26 protein-coding genes, 1 tRNA gene and 1 pseudogene are annotated in these 20,947 nt (G+C 38.7%); 9 read left to right on the top strand and 19 right to left on the bottom strand.

Going from position 1 to position 20,947, the window contains the following annotated elements; translation table 11 throughout:
* Positions 1-59: 59 nt before the first annotated feature.
* Complete coding sequence (locus tag EAL44_RS00135) at positions 60-416, top strand: hypothetical protein (protein ID WP_121073375.1); 357 nt, start codon at positions 60-62, stop codon at positions 414-416.
* A gap of 3 nt (positions 417-419) precedes the next feature.
* Complete coding sequence (locus EAL44_RS00130) at positions 420-1,055, top strand: outer membrane protein (RefSeq protein WP_121073372.1); 636 nt, start codon at positions 420-422, stop codon at positions 1,053-1,055.
* Here the strand turns inward: EAL44_RS00130 and EAL44_RS00125 are convergent.
* Positions 1,052-1,804 carry an exodeoxyribonuclease III gene (locus EAL44_RS00125; RefSeq protein WP_121073368.1) on the bottom strand — a complete coding sequence of 251 codons (753 nt, stop codon included), beginning with the start codon at positions 1,802-1,804 and terminating at the stop codon, positions 1,052-1,054. The genes EAL44_RS00130 and EAL44_RS00125 overlap by 4 nt on opposite strands.
* A gap of 101 nt (positions 1,805-1,905) precedes the next feature.
* Between EAL44_RS00125 and EAL44_RS00120 the strand changes: the two genes are divergently transcribed.
* Positions 1,906-1,981, top strand: a tRNA-Phe gene (locus tag EAL44_RS00120).
* A gap of 1 nt (position 1,982) precedes the next feature.
* Here the strand turns inward: EAL44_RS00120 and EAL44_RS00115 are convergent.
* Together EAL44_RS00115 and dnaA are read right to left on the bottom strand one after the other, a co-directional pair.
* The gene (locus tag EAL44_RS00115; protein ID WP_121073365.1) at positions 1,983-3,425 is read right to left on the bottom strand and encodes a competence protein; all 1,443 of its coding nucleotides are present in this window, start codon (positions 3,423-3,425) and stop codon (positions 1,983-1,985) included.
* Positions 3,426-3,655: 230 nt separating this feature from the next.
* On the bottom strand, positions 3,656-5,023 hold the full coding sequence (gene dnaA / locus EAL44_RS00110; protein ID WP_121074142.1) for a chromosomal replication initiator protein DnaA: 1,368 nt from the start codon (positions 5,021-5,023) through the stop codon (positions 3,656-3,658).
* A 174-nt stretch (positions 5,024-5,197) separates the two neighbouring features.
* Between dnaA and EAL44_RS00105 the strand changes: the two genes are divergently transcribed.
* Genes EAL44_RS00105 through thyX form a run of 4 tightly spaced genes read left to right on the top strand, consistent with a single transcriptional unit; the run spans position 5,198 to position 8,466 of the window.
* Positions 5,198-5,740: a phosphorylase family protein gene (locus EAL44_RS00105; protein ID WP_121074139.1), complete on the top strand. Its 543-nt coding sequence runs from the start codon at positions 5,198-5,200 to the stop codon at positions 5,738-5,740.
* Positions 5,741-5,782: 42 nt separating this feature from the next.
* On the top strand, positions 5,783-6,022 hold the full coding sequence (locus EAL44_RS00100; RefSeq protein WP_000461837.1) for a DUF2443 domain-containing protein: 240 nt from the start codon (positions 5,783-5,785) through the stop codon (positions 6,020-6,022).
* Positions 6,023-7,816 carry a glutamine--fructose-6-phosphate transaminase (isomerizing) gene (gene glmS, locus EAL44_RS00095; protein WP_121073362.1) on the top strand — a complete coding sequence of 598 codons (1,794 nt, stop codon included), beginning with the start codon at positions 6,023-6,025 and terminating at the stop codon, positions 7,814-7,816.
* A gap of 23 nt (positions 7,817-7,839) precedes the next feature.
* Positions 7,840-8,466, top strand: coding sequence for an FAD-dependent thymidylate synthase (gene thyX / locus EAL44_RS00090; protein WP_121073359.1), 627 nt, complete (start codon positions 7,840-7,842; stop codon positions 8,464-8,466).
* 16 nt (positions 8,467-8,482) lie between these two features.
* On the opposite strand, the gene EAL44_RS07810 is transcribed toward thyX, so the two are convergent.
* The 3 genes and pseudogenes from EAL44_RS07810 to EAL44_RS00080 form a co-directional block, all read right to left on the bottom strand.
* Entirely contained in the window at positions 8,483-8,656 is a 174-nt protein-coding gene (locus tag EAL44_RS07810; RefSeq protein WP_162970299.1) for a hypothetical protein, read from the bottom strand.
* A gap of 147 nt (positions 8,657-8,803) precedes the next feature.
* Complete coding sequence (locus EAL44_RS00085) at positions 8,804-9,031, bottom strand: CagY family CD-EC repeat-containing protein (RefSeq protein ID WP_240448856.1); 228 nt, start codon at positions 9,029-9,031, stop codon at positions 8,804-8,806.
* 76 nt (positions 9,032-9,107) lie between these two features.
* Positions 9,108-9,374: pseudogene (locus EAL44_RS00080) on the bottom strand (plasmid mobilization protein); the annotation flags it as partial.
* 144 nt (positions 9,375-9,518) lie between these two features.
* On the opposite strand from EAL44_RS00080, the gene EAL44_RS00075 reads away from it, so the two are divergent.
* Complete coding sequence (locus tag EAL44_RS00075) at positions 9,519-9,800, top strand: hypothetical protein (RefSeq protein ID WP_121073356.1); 282 nt, start codon at positions 9,519-9,521, stop codon at positions 9,798-9,800.
* Between the two features lie 34 nt (positions 9,801-9,834).
* Here EAL44_RS00075 and EAL44_RS00070 read toward each other — a convergent pair whose 3' ends face one another.
* From EAL44_RS00070 to EAL44_RS00010, 13 genes are all read right to left on the bottom strand, one after another.
* Positions 9,835-12,069 carry an outer membrane beta-barrel protein gene (locus EAL44_RS00070; protein ID WP_121073353.1) on the bottom strand — a complete coding sequence of 745 codons (2,235 nt, stop codon included), beginning with the start codon at positions 12,067-12,069 and terminating at the stop codon, positions 9,835-9,837.
* A gap of 202 nt (positions 12,070-12,271) precedes the next feature.
* Positions 12,272-13,624, bottom strand: coding sequence for a tRNA uridine-5-carboxymethylaminomethyl(34) synthesis GTPase MnmE (gene mnmE / locus EAL44_RS00065; RefSeq protein WP_162970298.1), 1,353 nt, complete (start codon positions 13,622-13,624; stop codon positions 12,272-12,274).
* Positions 13,617-14,411 carry a Jag N-terminal domain-containing protein gene (locus EAL44_RS00060; protein ID WP_121073347.1) on the bottom strand — a complete coding sequence of 265 codons (795 nt, stop codon included), beginning with the start codon at positions 14,409-14,411 and terminating at the stop codon, positions 13,617-13,619. Before EAL44_RS00060 ends, mnmE begins: the two co-directional genes overlap by 8 nt.
* Positions 14,411-16,057 carry a membrane protein insertase YidC gene (yidC, locus tag EAL44_RS00055; RefSeq protein WP_121073343.1) on the bottom strand — a complete coding sequence of 549 codons (1,647 nt, stop codon included), beginning with the start codon at positions 16,055-16,057 and terminating at the stop codon, positions 14,411-14,413. The genes EAL44_RS00060 and yidC overlap by 1 nt, the downstream gene beginning before the upstream one ends.
* A 5-nt stretch (positions 16,058-16,062) precedes the next feature.
* On the bottom strand, positions 16,063-16,416 hold the full coding sequence (yidD, locus tag EAL44_RS00050; protein WP_121073340.1) for a membrane protein insertion efficiency factor YidD: 354 nt from the start codon (positions 16,414-16,416) through the stop codon (positions 16,063-16,065).
* Positions 16,403-16,888 (bottom strand): ribonuclease P protein component, encoded by a 486-nt coding sequence (gene rnpA / locus EAL44_RS00045; RefSeq protein ID WP_121073337.1) that lies wholly within the window; start codon positions 16,886-16,888, stop codon positions 16,403-16,405. The genes yidD and rnpA overlap by 14 nt, the downstream gene beginning before the upstream one ends.
* On the bottom strand, positions 16,848-16,982 hold the full coding sequence (rpmH, locus tag EAL44_RS00040; RefSeq protein WP_001847286.1) for a 50S ribosomal protein L34: 135 nt from the start codon (positions 16,980-16,982) through the stop codon (positions 16,848-16,850). The genes rnpA and rpmH overlap by 41 nt, the downstream gene beginning before the upstream one ends.
* Positions 16,983-17,053: 71 nt before the next feature.
* Positions 17,054-17,455 (bottom strand): ExbD/TolR family protein, encoded by a 402-nt coding sequence (locus EAL44_RS00035; RefSeq protein ID WP_024751165.1) that lies wholly within the window; start codon positions 17,453-17,455, stop codon positions 17,054-17,056.
* Positions 17,456-17,465: 10 nt separating this feature from the next.
* A complete protein-coding gene (gene exbB, locus EAL44_RS00030; RefSeq protein ID WP_000661843.1) occupies positions 17,466-17,918 on the bottom strand; it encodes a TonB-system energizer ExbB in 453 nt (150 codons plus the stop codon).
* Positions 17,919-17,920: 2 nt separating this feature from the next.
* Positions 17,921-18,379 carry an SsrA-binding protein gene (smpB, locus tag EAL44_RS00025; RefSeq protein ID WP_121073334.1) on the bottom strand — a complete coding sequence of 153 codons (459 nt, stop codon included), beginning with the start codon at positions 18,377-18,379 and terminating at the stop codon, positions 17,921-17,923.
* Positions 18,376-19,182, bottom strand: a complete 807-nt coding sequence (locus EAL44_RS00020; protein ID WP_121073331.1) for a 4-(cytidine 5'-diphospho)-2-C-methyl-D-erythritol kinase — start codon at positions 19,180-19,182, stop codon at positions 18,376-18,378. Before EAL44_RS00020 ends, smpB begins: the two co-directional genes overlap by 4 nt.
* Positions 19,179-19,409, bottom strand: coding sequence for a carbon storage regulator (locus tag EAL44_RS00015; protein WP_000906444.1), 231 nt, complete (start codon positions 19,407-19,409; stop codon positions 19,179-19,181). Before EAL44_RS00015 ends, EAL44_RS00020 begins: the two co-directional genes overlap by 4 nt.
* Positions 19,410-19,427: 18 nt before the next feature.
* Positions 19,428-19,916, bottom strand: coding sequence for a peptidylprolyl isomerase (locus EAL44_RS00010; RefSeq protein ID WP_162970297.1), 489 nt, complete (start codon positions 19,914-19,916; stop codon positions 19,428-19,430).
* Positions 19,917-20,039: 123 nt separating this feature from the next.
* Here EAL44_RS00010 and EAL44_RS00005 point away from each other — a divergent pair, with 123 nt between their 5' ends.
* Complete coding sequence (locus tag EAL44_RS00005) at positions 20,040-20,819, top strand: hypothetical protein (RefSeq protein WP_121073325.1); 780 nt, start codon at positions 20,040-20,042, stop codon at positions 20,817-20,819.
* Positions 20,820-20,947: the final 128 nt, after the last annotated feature.

Below are 20,947 nucleotides of genomic sequence, written 5' to 3'. Positions count from 1 at the left end.
CTTAATCATTTTTATGATAAGATAATCAAATTATACATTGACTTAAGGAAATTTAATTGATGAAATCTAAAATCACCCATTTTATCGCTATCTCTTTTGTTTTAAGCCTGTTTAGCGCGTGTAAAGATGAAGTTAAAAAATCGTCTCAATCGCACCAAAACAACACTAAAACCACTAAAACGACGCAAAACAATCAAATCAATCAAGCCAATAACGATATAAAAAAAATTGAGCATGAAGAAGAAGATGAAAAAGCCACTAAAGAAGTGAATGACTTAATCAATAACGAAAATAAAATTGATGAAATCAATAATGAAGAAAACGCTGATCCTTCGCAAAAAAGAACGAACAACGTTTTGCAACGAGCCACTAACCACCAAGACAATCTCAACTCCCCACTCAACAGGAAGTATTAAAGTGTGAAATTTTTTTCAAAGGATTTATTCAAAAAAGTAACCCCTTTATTTTTAAGCGTTTATTTTTTAAACCCTACTATTATGCAAGCCAAAAGCCGTTTTTATGTGGCTTCTCAATATCAGGTAGGGAAAATGATCATGAAAAAATACAACGATCTCAAACGCACGATTGAAGGAGCGAGCTTTTCTTTAGGTTGGGAAATTAACCCCACTAATTACTGGTTTTATTCCCGCTACTATTTTTTTATGGACTATGGGAATGTCATACTCAATAAAAGAACGGGCGCTCAAGCGAACATGTTCACTTACGGCTTTGGGGGGGATTTGATCGTGGAATACAATAAAAACCCCTTGTATGTATTTTCTCTTTTTTACGGCATGCAAGTTGCTGAAAACACATGGACTCTTTCCAAACACAGCGCGAATTTCATCATTGACGATTGGCGCAGCATTCAAGGGTTTTCGCTCAAAACTTCAAATTTTAGGATGTTGGGTTTAGTGGGGTTTAAATTCCAAACCGTGCTATTCCACCATGACGCGAGTATTGAAGTGGGGATCAAATGGCCTTTTGCTTTTGAATACGACTCAGCCTTTGTAAGGCTTTTTTCTGTCTTCATTTCACACACTTTCTACCTTTAAACCAATTCCAACCCCACCGGGCAATGATCGCTCCCTAGAATATCTTTATAAATTAAAGCGTCTTTTAAGCGCGTTTTTAAAGGATTAGAGCATAAAAAATAATCAATGCGCCAACCAATGTCTTTATCCCTTGCTTGTTGCATGTAACTCCACCAGGTGTAAGCCTTTTCTTTATTGGGGTAAAAATAACGGAAAGTGTCAATGAAACCAGCGTTCAAAAGCTCGTTGAATTTTTCCCTTTCTTCATCGCTAAAGCCCGCATTTTTTCGGTTTGTTTTGGGGTTTTCTAAATCAATTTCATTGTGGGCCACGTTCAAATCCCCGCACACAATGACCGGTTTTTTCAATTCTAAAGCTTTTAAAAATTTCCTAAACTCCACTTCCCAGCTCATGCGATAACTAAGCCTGGATAGGGCTTGTTGGGAATTAGGGGTATAAACATTCACCAAATAAAACGACTCAAATTCGCAAGTTACTATGCGTCCTTCTTTGTCATGCTCTTCCATATTAATACCATAGCTCACGCTTAAAGGCTCTTTTTTAGTGAAAGTTACCACCCCAGAATAGCCCTTTTTAATCGCGCAATTCCAAAAATCAAAATACCCCTTAAATTCAAAGGTGTTTTGTTCTTGTTGCATTTTGGATTCTTGAATGCAAAAAACATCCGCATTTACGCTATTGAAAAAATCCATAAAGCCCTTAGTCATGCAAGCCCTTAACCCATTCACGTTCCATGAAATCAATTTCATTTTAATCCTTGTTTAATTTTGAGTAAATTCTATCTTTTTAGTCATTTTTTTAAAAATTAAGCTTTATTTTACCTTTTTTATGTAATAATTGTCTTTCGCTTGGCTTGATAGCTCAGTCGGTAGAGCAGAAGACTGAAAATCTTCGTGTCGGTGGTTCGATTCCGCCTCAAGCCACCATTTAAACTTCATTGAATAAATAATTCCCCTTTTTGACACACACAACACGAGAGTTTTCAATACTCAAAGGCGTGCTTTTGGCTCGTGGCTGCTCTTCTATTTCTAAAGCAACACACACCCCTTCTTTAAAGCGCACATGGTTTTTAACCCATTCTTTGTATTCACTGCTTTCTTTGATTATATCGTTTAAATAATGCCCCTCATACACTTCCACAAATTCCATGAATTTTTCATTCAAATTCAATTCATTGCGCGTTATTTCGCTTTTTCGTGTGGAAGAATAAGCCAATTCGCTGGTTTCATAAAAAGTCGGCTCTACTTGATCGTCTTGTTTGGGGCGCTCATAAATGGCTTTCACTAATTGCGTGGTGATTTCATACTCACTCTCCCACGCTTGTTTTAAAGGCTCTTCTATCAGATAGCATTGCCTAGTTGTGCCGTCTTTTCGCGCTCTGGCCCTTTTGCATTTTTCTGTGGTGCTTCTAGCTTGAAGAATCGTAAAATTGTTTTTAGCTTCAAAAGTTTGCGGCTTTTCTAAAGGCTCTGTTTTTTGGATAGAGATTTTAGTATAGGGAGTAACGATTTTACCGCTTTTATTTTCAGCCATGCTGTAATCGCAAGGGGTAATGTCTGTCGCAGTCTGTTTGTCTGCATCAACTCGTTTTAAAATGCTTGGGCGATAGGCTTGCAAGTTTTCATCATCATAAACCCACTTCCCGCATGCAAATTCCTTGACATTGGGATCTCTAATGGCTTGTTTTTCCCCATTATCCTTATTTTCGTTGCTTTCATTATTTTCATAAGTATCAGCATGAGAAGTGTTGTTATTGGGGAGCGTTTTTTCAGTGGGTGGCGTTACAAAGAGGTTGTTTTCTTGATCTTGTGAAGAATGTTTTAAAGGGGGATTAGCGTCGTTTGTTGGCGTTTTAACTTCGTTAGTGGGGCTTATTTTACTAGGAGTTACTAAAGGTTGTAAAAGGCTGTTTTTAGAGTTTTTAGAGCCTAGTTTGGATTCTGGATAAGAAAAGTTTTGAAGAGATTGTTGCGATGAGCTGGGTTTGTTTTGTGGTTTTTGCATGGGTGCGTTTAAAGAGGGTATTTGGTTGGGGCGTGGTTCTTTCAATTCTTTTGAAGAAAAAACGATTTGCGTGTTTTTAGGAATGATGGGGCGATTAGGGTTTAAGGTCGTTTCTAAAGAAAGTTTTTCATCAAGGGGTTGATAGACGATTGCAGTGGATATGTGGGTGATAGTGAGCGTGAGTTTTTTGTGTGGGGAGATATTATAAATGCCCAAAACTTGTTTGGGTTCTTTAGAATCAAGGACTTTAGCCTTAAAAGTGCCTTTATGCGGCGAAGTTTTGATCTCTTCTAAAAGCTCGATCACAAGGGCTTGAAGAGGGTTAGAGAAAGTCAGAAAGAAAGACAAACAAAGGGATTTTTTCATGCTTATTCCTTTTTTATTTTAGATTTTTGGACTATATCTTAAAAAAAGGTTTAGTAAAAGTTATAAATAAGTTATAGATAGGTAACACTTTAATTAATAATAATTTAGTAACAGTAGTAGGGGCGTGAATGGATGGAATGAAAAATTAAAAAGTTTTAGAGGCGCACGTTTTTAGGGGGGTTGTGGGATTTGAAAAAGAGTGAATGAAACGCTTTTTCATAAGCCTTTTTTCATTCACTTGAATTGAAAGCGGTTTTTTTGTCATTCAATTCGTTCAAGCGGTTTTTGATTTCTTCTCTAAGGCTTAAAATAAAGGGGCTTTTTTCTTCTTCAAGCATTTTTTTAACGCTAGAATACATTTTAGAAATGCTTGAATGATCCTTTAAATCCAAAAACTGAGCGAGCGAGAGCGTGGGGTTAGGGGTATAAAGCCTGGCGAAATACACGACTAATTTTCTCGCTAAAGCGACATTTTTTTGGCGCGAAGAAACTTTGATCTCACTGGATTTGAGATTTAAGCTTTGTGCGACAGCGAGCAAGATATTTTCTAGGCTTGAGCCTTCAGCATGATCTTTTTGCAAATCTTCTAAAACGGTTTTAGCGAGGTTCAAATCAATGGTAGCGTTCATCAAGTTCGCGTTCACGCTGATTTTAATGATCGCGCCTTCCATTTGGCGGATATTGTCGCTGATGTGTTGGGCGATGTATTCCATCACTTCTTCGGGTAAAGCGATTTTATTGAGCTGGCATTTTTGTTTGACAATGGAAAGTTTGGTTTCTAAATCAGGGGGCATGACTTTAGCGGTTATCCCCCATTCAAAGCGCGATTTTAAGCGATCTTCTAAGCCGGCGATGTTTTTAGGCGATCGGTCTGAAATCAATACGATTTGTTTGCTGTTGGCATGCAATTCGTTAAAGGTGTGGAAAAATTCTTCTTCTAGCTTGGGTTTTCCTTGCAAAAATTGAGCGTCATCTAACAAGAAAAAGTCGCAATGGCGGTATTTTTTTTTAAAAGAATCCATGGTTTTGTTGTCTAAATGCTTTAAAAAGTCTGTCAAAAAATCTTCTGAAGTGACTAACACGACTTTTTTATGTTTTTCTAGGGCATGGTTACCGATAGCGTTTAAAATGTGCGTTTTGCCTAACCCTGTGCCGCCATAAAAAAGCACCGGATTATAAGGGGGGGTATCGCTTTGGGCGACTTTTTTAGCGATTTCATAAACGGTGTTATTGCATGAGCCTACGACAAAATTTTCAAAAGTGTAAGAGTCTTTGACGCTCGTTTTTACCGCTTTGTAATTGATATTAGATTGGGCATTAACTTGGGTTTTAGGCGCTACTTCAATACGCACGTCCACGCTATGGGCTAAATGCATGCCGACTTTATTTTGGCTTAAAATTTCTTTAAGCAACGTGCCGTATTTAGCTGTAATTGTGGTGCATAAGACTTTGTTGGGGGCATAAAAAAAGGCAATATCGCTCTTGCTTGCGTTAGTGTTGTATTTGAGTTGGCTCAAGTAAATTTCATACTCTATGGGGCTAACTTTTTGTTTGGCTAGCGCCAAGATTTCTTTTTCAATATTGTTGTTGGTATCCATGGCGTTATTATAGCGTGAATAAGTGGTGAATGAAAAAGGAATAGCATGTGAATGAAAAAGGAATAGCATGTGAATGAAATGTGAATGAAGTCTTAAAATTAAGGTGTTTCTTTTAAGGGTTTGTCTATAATGCTTGCTCATCATAATCTAATGAATGCAAAAAAAAGGATTTTCATGCTGCTTTGCGCTGGAAGGAATGAAACTTTAAAAGGGGCGGTGCCTATTGGTGTGGGCTTGATAGGAAGCGCGATTAATTTAACGAGAATGTGTTTAAAAAGCCCTGATACAGAAAGCCTTATTTTTATAGGGAGTGCTGGGAGTTATAGCCCAGAAATTGAGCTTTTAAGCGTGTTTGAAAGCACTCAAGGCTATCAAATTGAAGAGAGTTTTAGCCATTTAAACAGCTACACGCCTTTGGATAATTCCATTCACATAGAAACTGAAAAGGAAGCTCTTTTTGAAAGGGTGGGCGTGAATAGCAGTAACTATATCCACACCAGCGAAATGTTTGCTAAAAAAATGGCTCAAAAGGGCGTTTTATTAGAAAACATGGAGTTTTTTAGCGTTTTAAGCGTGGCTAAGGCGTTTTCTTTAAAGGCTAAAGGGATTTTTTGCGTGAGTAACCATGTAGGACTTAACGCGCATAAAGAATTTAAAGAAAACCACGCCAAAGTCAAACAGATTTTAGAAAACATCATTGATAGTTTAATAATTTAATAGTTTAGCTATCATGGAGCATTCTAAATTAAAGGCGGTTGAATGTTTGAAAAAATACGCAAGATTTTAGCGGATATTGAAGATTCGCAAAATGAAATTGAAATGCTTTTAAAATTAGCGAATTTGAGTTTGGGGGATTTTATTGAGATTAAAAGAGGGAGCATGGACATGCCAAAGGGCGTGAATGAAGCGTTCTTTACGCAACTAAGCGAAGAAGTGGAGCGCCTAAAGGAGCTTATCAACGCTTTAAATAAAATCAAAAAAGGGTTATTGGTGTTTTAAATGTGTGGGATTGTAGGTTATATAGGGGATAGCGAAAAAAAATCCATTCTTTTAGAGGGTTTAAAGGAATTGGAATACAGAGGTTATGACAGCGCGGGTTTAGCCGTATTGAGCAATGATTGTTTGGAAGTGTTTAAAACTCAAGGGAAATTAGAAAACCTTAAATCAGAGCTTACAAATAAAGAGTTTTTAAATTTTGGCGTGAGTATCGCTCATACGAGATGGGCAACGCATGGGAAGCCAAGCAGTGCGAACGCCCACCCGCATTTTACAGAAAATTTAGCCTTAGTGCATAATGGCATCATTGAAAATTACGCGAGCTTGAAAAAAGAATTGGAAAATAAAGGGCATGCGTTTTTAAGCCAAACGGACACGGAAGTCATTGCGCATTTATTAGAAGAAACGCTTAAAAGCGAGAGCGATTTATTGAAAGCCTTTGAAAAAAGCATCAGCCTTTTAAAAGGGAGTTATGCGATTTTAATGCTCCATAAAAGGGCTAAAGAGAGCTTGTTTTACGCTAAATCTTCTTCGCCTTTAATCGTGGGTAAGGGCAAAGAGGGGGTGTTTTTTGCGTCCAGTTTGAGCGTGTTAGCCCCTAAAGTGGATCAATTTGTCATTTTAGAAGAAAACAGCGTGGGGCGGATTTCTTTAGAAAATTTTAAAGATTTAAAACACATTGAAAACATGAAAGATTACGCTTTTGAGGATAAGGATTATTCTCAAGGCAATTTTAGGAATTATTTAGAAAAAGAGATTTATGAGCAGCATAGCAGTTTGCTAGAGTGTTTAGAGGGGCGCTTGGAAGCCTTGAGTGTGTATTGCGAGATCGATCCTGAATTTTTAGAAAATGTGAGCGAAATCACGCTGTGTTCTTGCGGGAGCAGTTACCATGCGAGTTTGGCGAGCGTGTATTTGTTTGAAAGATTAGCCAAAATAAGAGCGAGGGCCATTTTAGCGAGCGAATACCGCTACGCTAATTTTAAAAGCAACCCTAACGAGCTTTTTATAGCGATTTCTCAAAGCGGGGAAACCGCTGACACTTTGGAGGCTTTAAAATTAGCCAAAGCCCAAGGGCTTAAAACCATTAGCTTGTGTAACGCCCCTTTTAGCATGATGAGCCGCATTAGCGATCACACGCTTTTGATTAGAGCGGGGGTAGAAAGGAGCGTGGCATCCACTAAGGCGTTTTCTTCGCAGGTGATGCTTTTATGGCTTTTGAGCGTGTATCTAGGCAAACAGCTAGGGACCATCTCTAAAGAAGAAGAAAGAATCCAAGCTAAAAACATGCTCAATAGCGTGAAGGCGATGAAAGTAGAGCCTAAATTGCATGAAAAAATCAAACGCCTATCCAAACGCTACTTGCATGGGCATGGCTTTTTTTATATCGGGCGCGATGTGTTTTACCCGCTCGCTTTAGAAGGGGCGTTGAAACTTAAAGAAATCAGCTACTTGCACGCTGAGGGGTATGCGAGCGCGGAAATGAAGCATGGGCCTATTGCGTTAGTGGATTCTAACCTTTTTACTATTGCTTTATTGTCTAAGCACTTGTTATTTGATAAAACCAAAAGCAATATTGAAGAGTTGAGCGCTAGGGATTCTACGATTTGCGTGTTAAGCTCTGAAATTTTAGAGATCGCTGATGATTTTATCCAATTAGAAGAGAGCGAAAGCTACATGGAGGAATTTTTCCGCATGAATTTAGCGATGCAGCTTTTAGCCTTAGAAATCGCTATGCGCCTAAATCACGATGTGGATCACCCAAGAAACTTAGCTAAAAGCGTTACCGTGGAATAAAAAGCGATATTAGGAGTCAAATAATGGAAGTGATTTGTAAGCACTACACCCCTTTAGACATTGCGAGCCAAGCGATCCGCACTTGCTGGCAGAGCTTTGAATACAGCGATGGCGGAGGCTGTAAAGATAAGGAACTCATCCACAGGGTGGGGAATATTTTCAGGCATTCTTCCACTTTAGAGCATCTTTATTACAATTTTGAAATCAAGGGTTTGAGCAGGGGGGCGTTGCAAGAATTGAGCCGGCATCGAATAGCGAGCTTGAGCGTGAAATCAAGCCGTTACACTTTAAGGGAATTGAAAGAAGTGGAGAGCTTTTTACCCCTTAATGAAACGAATTTAGAAAGAGCCAAAGAGTTTTTAGTGTTTGTGGATAATGAAAAAGTGAATGCAATGAGCGTTTTAGCTTTAGAAAATCTAAGGGTTTTATTGAGCGAGCATAACATTAAAAACGATTTAGCCAAATACGCCATGCCTGAAAGCTATAAAACGCATTTAGCCTATAGCATTAACGCTAGGAGCTTGCAAAATTTATTGACTTTAAGAAGCAGTAATAAAGCCTTAAAAGAAATGCAAGATTTAACCAAAGCCTTATTTGACGCTTTACCTAGCGAGCATCAGTATTTGTTTGAAGATTGTTTGAAGCATTAGTTTTAAACAATACCGTTTAATAATGCTCATCCTTTAAATGTTTTAAAAACGACTTGTGTTTGATTAGATGAGGTTTTAAGGGGGTTTGTTGTAGAATCTCATCACGCCCCATAGTTGCGATATGGGGCAGACCAACATTGTAAGGAGCATGCCATGCGATCAAAAAATGGCAAACGCTCTTGGAGATCATTATACTTTGAGTTTGCTTTTTTGGGGCTTAAAGTAGTCGTTTCTGTGAAACGCTGAGTTTTCTAAGAGCGTTCCCCTGAGTTTAAAAGCTTAGGGGTTTCCTTTATAAGCGGGTTTGTCCTTGACTTTTGGGGCGTTTTATAGGCTTCTAGCTGTTTTTATCTAAAATCTCTTTTCTCAAGTTTTTGGGGAGGTTTTTGACACATTCTTTTCTGTCGGCTTCAGTTTTGGCGTTTTTCAAACAATCTAGAGCCTGTTGTTCCAAAAGTTTCCTAGCTTCAGGCGTGAGCAGTTTCTCATATGGCTCTAAGAGATAGCTTGGCAAAAAACACATTCCATTAGACACTTTTGTGATCATTTTGGAAGCAAACGACAATGCCTAATCTTTACATTGCAGAAAAAGCTAGCATGGATCGTCTGATCGCTAGCGCGCTTTCAAATGATCACAACGCTCCTTGATTAGTGTTGAGACATTTAACGATTGGGTTTAAATTGTTCCCCCACTTAGCCAATTCAATAACTAGTTCTTTATTAGCGATCGCTTTTTGTTTTTTAGATTTTGTTGGAGTTTGTGAGTTTTGGCGTAAAAGAGAGTTTAAAACTAATTGAGAGAAGTTTAAATTTTTTTCTTGCATTTGGGTTTGGATAGTTTGCCATTGTTCTTGAGATAGCCTGAGACTTTTAATGATTTGTTTGTTTGTATCCACTTGTTCTCTCATTTGATTTTTAGGGGGTCAAGGGGGATTACCCCATTGCAAGAATAAGCGGTATTTATAGCCGCCGTTATTTGTGGTTACCCATTTTATTGTGGTTAAGTTTGGATATAATGGGGTTATTATGATTGATTGAGTTAAGGAGATAAGATGTTAAAAAATGTAGAAATGGGAGTTAATTTTTATAAAGAATTTGGCAAATTAGAAAAACAATTAGCCAAATATCAAAATAAGGTTTTAGAAATTAGAAAACAAATGAGAGAGATTAAAAAGCAATATTCTCAAACTAAGAAAGATGAGAATTTAGCTAGTAAATATATTCCTAATGATGAGCTAAAAAAAGATTTATTAGATATTGATAATCCTAATACGACTGAAGACTTTAAGCCTAAGAATGCTAGTGAAATTTGGCAATTCGCTCTTAATGCTTAGGAGCCAATAGAGAGTTAAAGCCAATTCTTAACCCCTAAAATACCCACCCATAGTTAAAAAATACTTTAAAATGACTGCCCCCTTCATTGAGGGTGATAGAATTGGTAGTTGCGCCATCGCTAGAAACGACCCTAGATTTCAATTGGACTAAAGGAACGCTGATGCCTATAGAATATTTGGAATGCTTGTAGCGGTAATTCAACCCACCGGTCACATTTAAATTACCGCTCCCTTTGTATTGGTTCAGCAAATAATAGCTATTGTATAAGCCCCTCAACCCCCCAAACACACCAAGAGAGGAAGTGAAAACCCTCTTAGTTAGATTGTTTTTAGGGTTCTTTTCGTTAGTGTAATTGGTGATGAAATCAAACAGCACATCCATTCCCACGCCATAGCTTAATTGTTGGATTTTTTCGTTATTGGCTTGAGCGTAGTTGTATTTGATGATGCCATAAGAAGATAACCCTAGATAATCATTAAAATATTTTTGATAGCCCATTTTAAGATTAACGCCTAATAGGGGGGCTCCAAAGGGCCGTGAGGTTTTTGAAGTGCGATAGGTTGTGGTGCTAGATTTAGAAGATGAAAGGCTTTGACTGATCGCGCTAAGCATGGTGGTCGCAAAGTCTTGCGTGTTCAAGCTGGCGTTTAAATAGTTGGTTTGGCTGCTCAAATTAGTAAAATCCACCGGTAGGGCGTTTTGATCAATGAGTTGTTGCCAAACAGCGCTGGTAACGCCTATAAGCCCGGCGGGGACTTGAGAGCAATCGGTATAGATGGAATTAGGATAGCTGCCCGCTGTATAGGGCTTATCTTTAAAACGAGAACACACATCATAGGTAGAGCCATCGGTGTCTCGCACTTCATGCCCGTTGTCAAACACTTGCACTTCTTTCCCATCCACTTGCTCTATCCTCCCGCCCTGACAGCGCTCTTCTGGCCCATTGTTTTCTTCGCACATGCGTACTCTTTGATAAGTCATGTTCCCGTTATGCGTATAGCCTAAAGTATGCCCGTATTCATGGATGATGTCTCTTAATTGCATGATGGCGACTTTATTTAAATCTTTGCCAAACAGTATTTCAGGGTCTAAGAAAGGAGACAATATCCCTAAAGCGCCAAAATTGGTGCCATCATCGCCTGGGCCATTCGGGCCGCCATATTGAGACCCTAACCCTAAATCCCCTCCTCTTGTGGGCAAGAGATTCACATAAAGATTATTCGTAACTCTATAGCTATAGATAACATCTTGCGGCGTCAATATCACTGAGCCTGTTTGCCCGTTTTCTATATTGTATTCATCTCCTTTATTTTTAGCGATCAACTTAGGATCAACAAGCCCATCGTTGTAAGGATTCACGCATGTAAGGTAATCAGAATAACATGGCGCTGAAAGGTTGTTGTCGCTAAATTGGAAAGGAGCGTTTAAGACGGCGTCTTCCCAAGATTTAGAATCAAACACCGCCATCATGTTCAGCATTAAATTGGTCAAATTTTTAGCGTCTTGAGAGGTGAAAGGCGGCACTTTAGCCACGCAATTTTCTTGGTTTTCGTATGGGGGGCATGGGGGTTTAGAGCCACTGCCGTTACCGCTAGAAAATTGGTTGTAATTGATATAAGTCATTTGAAGATTGGTTGTAACCCTACTGAGCTTATCAAACAGATTCTGCGTGCTGGCATCAGAAAATCGTGTGGTGGCAGTTTGGAGCTGTTGGAAGCCATCAGCGTTAAGTTGCGGATCGTTAAACAAGCTTGCGGGCAGAATGATTTGAGATTGTTTAGGGATAGTCTCTATCACGCCCAAACTGACTACATTGCCTTGATCGTCTGTATAACTCAGCTCAATATTGTTTAAATTATAAGGCAAGAAGTTTTGTATCATAATCAAACTGCTATCACCATAGCCCGCTTCTTCAGCGCTTTCTTGGTTATAAGCGGTTACATACACAGGGGTTAAAGAATAAAAGGTTAAGTTGGTGATATTATCCTCTGCAAACAACTCAGTCGCATTCTTTAAAATGGTGCTTTGGGAGATGTAGTATTTCCCATAGGTGCTTTGAGGGGTAATGGGCTTGGGTTTGGGTTTAGGTTTGGGTTTTTGTTGAGTGGTGGCTATGGTTTGTTCTTGGGTTTGTGTGCCTTGTAACAGCCCGGTTTCAAAGCCGGCTTCTATAAAAAAGCCGTCTTTTTGGTGTTTTTGAAAGGCCTCTACAGCGGTGAATGATCCGATTAGGGACAAACAAATCGTTTTGCTGGCGAGTTTTAACATGAAATCTCCTTATTGTCTTTTTTAACATTTTTACTCAAAAGTAGTTGATGGTGTGTATATATTTTAAACTAGCTCATTTTACCCCTTTTTGAAAAATGGCAGCATGGTTTTTTGCAAATGCGGGTATTAAACGGCGCTAATGGGTAAAAAAGTCTTAAAAAGTAGCGCTAAAAGGGGGTTTTAATCCATTCTTTAAGCGATTTCATTTGCCTAAGCAAAATTCGCTGAACATGCTGTCAAGCATTTGGCTGGTTTCATAAGGGCGGGTGAGCAAGTTCAAGTTTTCTATCGCGCTTAAAATATGATAAGAAAAAAGCTCTAAAGTTTCTAAATGGTTTTTAGCGTTTTGCAATTCAATAATGGCGTTTTCTAGGGCGGTTTTTTGGGCTAGGGAAGTGAGTAAGAGCTTGTTTTGGGTGTCTAATTTGGGGAAAAACTCGCTGATTTTTTGGCTCAAATCTTTCAAACAAGCCTTGGAATTTAGGGTGTTAGTTTCTAGGATAGAATAAGGGATTTTAAGATAAGATTTTAAAATTTCAAGCTCTAGTTTGGGGGCTAAATCGTTTTTATTCAAAACAACAATGCAAGGCTTTTTAGCGCGATTAAGGGTATCCATAAGGTTAAAGTCTTCTTTTTCTAGGGGTTTAGAAAGATCAAACACGCCTAAAATAAGGTCGCAATTTTCTAAACTTTTAAGGCTTTTTTCAATCCCTAAACGCTCTATTTTATCCGCGCTCTCTCTAATGCCAGCGGTGTCAATCAAGCGCACCTTATGCCCTTGTAGTTCAATGACTTCTTCTATGGTGTCTCTCGTTGTGCCTTTAATATCGCTCACCAAAGCCCTTTCTTCTAAAAGCATGGCGTTTAATAAAGAGCTTTTGCCGGCATTGGGTTTGCCAACAATGCTTAAGGCATGCCCTTTGTTTTTTTGTTTTTGCGTATTAGAAAAATCCAATAAGTCTTTAAAAGAGGCGATTTGTTTTTCTAAATTAAGAGACACTTCATCTAAAAAATCGCTAGGAATGTCTTCTTCGCTATAATCAATCAAAACTTCTGAGCTCGCCAAAAGCTTTAAAAGATCGTTCCTGGCCTCTTCAATAAAAATTTTTAACTCGCCCTTAATCTGCCTGGCTAGAGCGTTTAAAACGCTTTCATCTTCACAAAGGATGAGCTGAACGCTCGCTTCAATCTCGCTCAAATCCATTTTATGGTTTAAAAAGGCTTTTTTGCTAAATTCCCCCGCTTTAGCGAGCCTAGATCCTAAATTCAAGCAAGCTTGTAAGATATTTTGCGCTAAAAGGGGGCTTCCATGGCATTGGATTTCACACACGTCTTCACCGGTGAAACTATAAGGGGCTTTGAAATAAATGACTAACGCTTTGTCTAATAAAACGCCATTAGAAAAAATATCGCACACGTAAGCGTATCTGGGGGTGAAGTCTTGTTTTTGGGTGAGTTGTTTGAGGATGTTTAGGGCGTTATAGCCGCTGATTTTAATAATGCTAATCGCTCCCTTGCCTAAAGGGGTAGCGATAGCGGCGATGGTGTCATTCATTGTTAAAGTCGTTGATAACGATGTATTTTTCATCGTTTAAATTGGTTTTAATGGAAACGTATTTGTTGGGGAACGCTTTTCGTAATTTCTTTAAAGCGATATAGGTTAAAACGCCATCAGGGGCTTTCATCTGCCCCTTACCCACTTCATGCACGGTCATGATCACGCTTTGGAGTTGCGCTTCCATAACCTTTTCTTGGTTTTGCAAAAAGGTGGAGATTTCTAAGCGGATACTATAGCCATAAGCAGGGTGGATCCAATTAAAGAGCAAGTAAGAAAGGGCTTTGTAACGATAGCCTTTCTCGCCAATCAAAAGAGCGGAATCTTCGCCATCAATATTAATCAATAACACCCCCGGTTCATAAAGACTCACTTCCACTTTATTGATTTTATAGGGCAAATGGGAGAATAAGTCTTTCAATTCTTGCTTAATTTCATGGAGTTTGTCTCCATTATGAGATTCTTCTTTGAGGTTTTTTTTAGGGGGTTTAGGGGTGATTCTTTCTTCTTGCGGCGTTTCTGTTTCTAAGTTTTGTTTTTTTTCTTCTGTGCTTTGATGGATTTCTTTCGTGTCAATTTCTTTAACGCTCTCTTCTTTAACCTCCTTAACGCTTTCTTTAACGCCCACTAAAATAATGGCTTCTTTTTTACCGATGTTTAAAAAACCTTTAGAGGGCGTTTGAATGACTTCATATTGCAAATTAATAATGGGGCAATTCAAGGCGATAGAAGCCTGGATAAGGGCTTCTTCTAAGGTTTTGGCTTTGATTTCAATAGGATTTTGCATCAATGTTCCTTTTTGTTTTGTGCATGCATGCGTTTTTTATTCTCTAAGACTTTATTGATGATGAGTTGTTGCAACACCGAAAGGATGTTGTTCGTGGTCCAATACAAGACTAACCCTGCGGGGAAAGTGATTAAAAAGATTGTGAACAATAGGGGCAAGAATTTAAAAATCTTTGCTTGCATGGGATCGGTCATGGTGTTTGGCGTAACGCTTTGGTGCCAATACATAGACGCTCCCATAAGAAGCGGTAAAATAAAATACGGATCCATGATGGATAAATCATGAATCCATAAGATCCATTCTGAGCTTTTCAATTCCACAGCGTTATAAAGCACTCTATAAATGGCAAAAAACACCGGGATTTGTAAGATTAAGGGCAGACAACCCCCTAGCGGGTTAGCCCCATGTTTTTTGTAAAGCTGCATCATGTGGGCTTGCAATTTTTGGGGTTCGCCCTTGTATTTTTCTTGGAGTTCTTTCATTTTAGGGGCTAATTCCTTGAGCTTTTGCATGCTCACCATGCCCTTATAGCTTAAGGGGTAGAGGATAATGCGCACGATAATCGTTAAAAAAATGATAGCCCAACCCCAATTGCCCACGAATTGATACAAATAATCCAGTAAAACAAACACGCCTTTAGCAAAGAAAGTGATTAAGCCATACTCTATCACATCAGTGAGCATCGGCGAAATCGCTTTCAAAGAGCGGTAATCTTTGGGGCCAATATAACCATGCAGAGTTGCTTCGTTTTTAAGAGAAATGAACCCTAAGGGGTTTTTAGTGCCTATTTCTGAATCAATTAAGGTTTCAAAACCTTGAGGATCTTTAGTGAAAAGCAAGGTGGTGAAATACCTATCCACGCTGGATAAAAAGAGGGTATTGGAAAAGCGTTTGATTTCTTTAGCGTCTTTATCTTCAATTTTTTCAATTTTTTTGTCGTTATTTTCTAAAAGCACGCCTGAAAAGGTGTAGCTGTCCAAATCAGCCACCGGTCTGTAACCATTGGTGATCACATAATTAGGGATAATATTATTAGGCGATTTGAATGCGATTTTTAAATCATAATGCAAATCATCATAAAAAGTCAGGGTTTTAATGATACTAAGATCGCCCAAATCTTGGGTTAAAACAAGCTGTTCGTTAGGCCCAAGAGTGGTTTTTGAAGCGCTATAAGGGGTGTTGAACGCTTTGTTATTGAGCGTGGGGTCTAAAAAGCGCACCTCTAAAGGTTTTAAATTATCGCCTAAAAGGGGGAGCTCTTTTAGGGGGGGTTGCGCGTTTTCTTTGGAGCTAAAAAGATGGCTCACATGTTCTAAAAAGCCCTTTTGTTTGGGGGTTAGGTATTTTTTATCCTTGAGATAAACCTGTTTGATGCGCCCTAAAAAATCAATTTCAATTCTGGCATGCTCAAAAGAAATCGTGCTTAACAAATTTTCTTGGGGGATGGTTTGAGTAACGCTAAAATTTTGGGTGGTGGTGGGTGCGTTGGGGTTTAAAGTCGTGTTGTTATACATTGCTTCTTGCTTTGTGGTTTCGGTTGTTGTTTTGTTGGGTTTTTGGAAAAAATAGCTATAAAGAGTGATAAACAAGAAAGACAGAGCGATCGCTAAAATCAAGCGGAGATTATTATTGTTGTTTTTATCCATTGTGATTAAACCTTAATGATGTAATAAGTTGTGTGGCTTTTGGTGGGGATAAGCCAAAAAGTGATGGTTTTAAAATTATGATTAAAATCTTTATTAAATTGGAGCAAACTAGGGCGTTTCAAGCGAGTAATAGGGTAAGCAATGCCTCCAGAGCAAAAAGGGTTGCATGAGAGTATCCTTAAAATGATCTTACCTGTAGCGCTCAAAGGGTTTTCAAAAGAGAGTAACCACAGAGCGTAGTTGGAGCAAGTGGGGTAAAACCGACAACTTGAAAAGGTGAAAGCTGAAAAAAAGCGTTGGTAACCCTTGATTGATGCTATAAAAATCGCGCTTAAAAAAGGCGTTTTATGGTTTCGCATAGGTATGAGTTATTCCTTTTTTCAAGTCTTTTAAGGCTTTGTTCATATAGCCTTTAAGGGGAGTTAGCGTTTCTAAAAAATGTTTTTCTAAATCCCAAAAATCCAAATGATAGCAATCGCTTCTAGGCACAAACACCAAAGCAAGCCCTTGACAAAGAGCGGCATGCTTTGATGTAAGCGAACGCAAACGGCGTTTGATAAGGTTTCGTTTCACGGCGTTGCCGACTTTTTTGGACACGATCAAACCTAACAAATAAAGTGCTTCTTTGTCTTTAAGCCTACAAGAGAGCGGATCTTTAAAGCCCTCTCTTTCTTTTGGCAACTCTTTTGATAAATCCAAAACAAAGAGCGAAAAAAAAGGGTTGTGCTTTTTAAAACCTTTTTGATAAACCCTGTCAAACTCGCTCTTATTTTTTAAAGAGTCGTAGGGTTTAGACGGAAAGCTTTTTTCTGCCCTTAGCTCGTCTGGCATTAATCACCTTGCGCCCGTTTTTGGTTTTCATTCTCACAAGAAAGCCATGGGTTCGCTTTCTTGGTGTGTTGTGTGGTTGGTAAGTGCGTTTCATTTAAAACTCCCTTGATAAAAATTAAACATAAACACAGATTTTAGCTAAAGAATGCTAAAAATTGACTAAAACTAATTTTTTTGATTCTTTTTATCTTCAACAAGAATGTAAAGTTGCTTCAAATCATTCGTTTGCAACAAATCCACCACTTTGATAAAGTTATCCAAATTGCTTTTCTTATCGCCTTGCAAGACAATGGGGGTGTCTTTTGCCAAAGTGGAAACCTTATGTTTTAAATTTTCAAAGCTGATTTCTTTATCGTCAAAATAAAAAGAACCCTTATTAGAAATAGCGATCGTAACTTGTTTTTTGTCTAAAACATCTTTAGAATCAGTGCTGTCTTTATCCACTTGGGGAATGCTAATAGGGAGCTTTGAAGTTTGCACAAAAGACGCGGTTGTCAGCACGATCACCAGTAACACAAGCATGATGTCAATGAAAGGCACCACATTCATGGATTCTACTTTTTTCACCGCTCAATCCTTAGGCTTTGTTATAAATCTCATGAGATTGCGTGTCAACCGGGTGGTGGAAAATATCCCATTTAGTGACTAAAATCTCGCTTTTTCTCACGAGCATGTTATAAATCACAATCGCAGGGATCGCTACCAATAACCCCATACCAGTGGCTTTTAAAGCAAGGGCTAAATTAGTCATGATCGCTTTAGTGTCAATGCCAGAAGCAGAGCCTAAATCCATAAAAGTGAGCATGATCCCCATAACCGTTCCTAAAAGACCGATATAAGGAGCGTTTGAGCCAATCGTGGCCACTAGAGTCAAGCGTTTGTGTAGGGCTAGTTCTAATTTGCGCCTGTCTGTGTAGTCATCTACACGAAGAGTGGCAAAAAACCACAACCTTTCTATTGCGATCGCTATAACGATGACGGATAAAAAGATCAAAAACCCTATAATCCCATAATCTACCATTTCTTTCATTATTATCCTTTAAAGTGGTGTTTTAAATCGGTAAGAATTTCTTTATTGAGCGCTTTTTCTTTGAGACTTTGTCTTTTGTCGTGCAATCTTTTTCCTTTCACTAAAGCAATTTGGATTTTAGCCCTGTTTCTTTGGTTAAAATACAATTTCAATCCTACAATACTCAAGCGTTCTTTAGACGCTTCAAGTTGCCATTTCAATAATTGCTTTTTGTGTAAAAGCAACTTACGCTCTCGCCTTTCATTGGGCTTGTAATACGCATGGATTGTATCTAAATAGGATATATGAACACCAAATAAAAAAGCTTCTCCTTTGATTATTTTAACAAAATTATCTTTTAAATTCACCCTAGTTTGCCTCAAAGCCTTCACTTCAGAGCCTAAAAGCGCTAATCCTGCTTCTAAGGTTTCCAAAATTTCATAATCAAAATAGGCTTTTTTATTGCTGGCAATGAGTTTCATTCGCCCCCTTTTTGCGCAGGCTTTAGTCTAAAAAACGCACTCCCGCTCCCACTAAAAAACCACTCCTTGCCTAGTTCGCTTTCTATATCTCTTAAGGCTTGGTTAGTGAGTAAAGCCGGCTTTAAAAGATCGTTTAATTCGTTTCTGTCGCAAGTTTTTAAGCATTCCAAACTCGGTTTTTTAAGCCATTCTTTAGCTTGAGAAAAACAATTTTTGGGCTTATAAGCTTGATAAACGGCTTTGGTGCTGCAAAAAACATGAGTTGGAGCATAGATTTCTAGGCGATTTTCTAAAGGCTCTTCTTCAAAATTTTCAATGACTTCGCCATAAGAAGTAGCGTTAGCGCTTTTGTATTGCGAGATGAAAAAGTTGGTGTCTGCACCCACTAAAGATCCCATAGTATAAAGCTCTTCTAAACCCAAACGCCAGTCAAAAATCTGATTTAAATGATACAATAGCCCCCCAGCATCAGCGCTCCCGCCACCCAAACCGGCTTGAGTGGGGATGTTTTTTTCTACTTCAATCGCCAGGGTGTCTAGGGATTTGATGGCAGAATGAGAGGAATTTTTTGATTTTAAAAAATTTTTTAAAATTTGGAGGGCTTTAAAAAGCGAGTTTTCTTCTAAAGGGCAGTCAAAATCCCCTTTTAATGAGAAAGATAAGGCATTTTTGACGCTGATAATGTCTTTTAGCTGGCCTTTAACCAAACACATGCGAGAAATGAGCTTGTGGTAAGCCCCTTCTTTGTGAAGGATTTTTAAAAAAATATTGACTTTAGGATAAACTTCAAAAACATGCGTCAAGGCTTAATGACCTTTTTGATGTTCTCTAACAAGCTTTCATCTACGGACGCAGAAGCTTTTTGGTTTTCGCTCACAATGGCCTCTTTGAGTTCAGCACGCAAAATAAGGGTGCTTTCAGGCGCTTCAAACCCTAAACGCACGCTCCCTCTATCTATGGAAATGACTTTAATGTGGATGTTATCATCAATAACAATCCCTTCATTAACTTTGCGGCTGAGTATGAGCATCTTTAATTTCTTGTTCCTTTATAGAGAAGAGCTAAACGCAACGCTCTCTATTGTATCGCCTTGCTTGATTTTATCCAAAACGCTAAGGCTTTCTGCGTTGGTGATTTTACCAAACACGGTGTGTTCGCCATCTAAATGGGGCAAATCCACAAAACACAAGAAAAATTGACTCCCTCCTGTGTCTCTTCCAGCATGCGCCATAGAGATAGAGCCTCTTTTGTGCTTGTTGGGGTTATGAGCCACTTCGCATTTAATGCGATGCCCTGGCCCTCCTGTGCCTGTGCCATAAGGGCAACCTCCTTGAGCCACAAAGCCGGCAATCACACGATGGAAATTAAGCCCATCATAAAAACCCTCTTTAGCCAAAGTTACAAAGTTACTGACCGCTTGGGGCGCGTCTTTGTAAAAAAGCTCTAGAGTGATATGGCCTTTATTGGTTTTGATCGTGGCGTAAGCGGTTTTTGCAAGCTCTTCTTCTTTAATATCATAAGTTTTAATTGGTTTCATCATAAACCTTTGCGATAAGCTTTTGTCATTCAAATGCTCTATTATAGCAACAAATTAAAACAATTGGTATTTTAGCCGATAGTGTTGTAGGATGCTTTTGAAATTTAAGCGGTAAGTTGGATAATGGTGCGTTGGCATAAAAGATTGGCGGTTGGTTGTTGTATCTTTTTGTTGTCATGCGTGATGGGCGCTCATAATATTAAGCTTGTTAGAAGCGATCCACCCCTAGATCCAGAACTCCCTACATGGGTTTATTCTATTGCGTTATTGAAAGTGTATTTTAGCGATGGGACTTATAAAGAAGGCTATGCGACTTTGCTAGAAAACGGGCGTTATATCGCTTCTTCTGAAACGCTCTATTCTAATGGCTTGTATCCTAAAATGATTTTAGCCAAAATGCAAGATAGCAGCGCTAAAGAGCTGATTTGTATAGCCAGCTTGCGCCTTGAAGCGATAGATAGGGATCAAGGGCTTTCGCTCTTAAAAACCGCCGATTTTAGAGACGATTATTGCCATAAAAGAGAAGAGAGCTATTACCATGCGAGGATTTATGCCAAATACGCTCAAACTTTTCGTTCAAATCTTTATGCCAATCAAAAAACACCCAATTCCGATCTCTACTACCCGGCGTTAAATGAGGGGAATTCTTTTTCTATACAGACAACGGACATTTCTGTGGCTGAACTTTTAAAGTCTAAAAAGTTTCTTTCGCTTGATGCTTCTTTTAAAAAGGGGAGCGTGTTGTGGGGAGGGAGGCCTTATTTTAGCGAGGTAGGGGAGTTTATGGGAATGGCTAGCAGCACTTTAGAAAGCCAAGAAAGTTTGGTGATTATCCCTAAAGAAACGATCGTGCGATTTTTAAGCGCTCTAAAAAATCAAAATATTTTCCCAAACATTCCCTAAATTTAAGCAAACCTTAAGCTTTCTATGACTATACTTTCATTTCCTTGTTTCAGCAAGGGCTTTTAAAAAGCCGCTTTGCAATCTGCAAGGATAGCTGATTAAGCAAACGATCTTTGAAAACTAAGCAA

The sequence above is a fragment of the Helicobacter pylori genome, assembly GCF_003637685.1.
Lineage (GTDB): Bacteria > Campylobacterota > Campylobacteria > Campylobacterales > Helicobacteraceae > Helicobacter > Helicobacter pylori_CJ.
The sequence above is the reverse complement of the archived record's forward strand: the minus strand, read 5'-3'. Positions and strand labels throughout refer to the sequence as shown.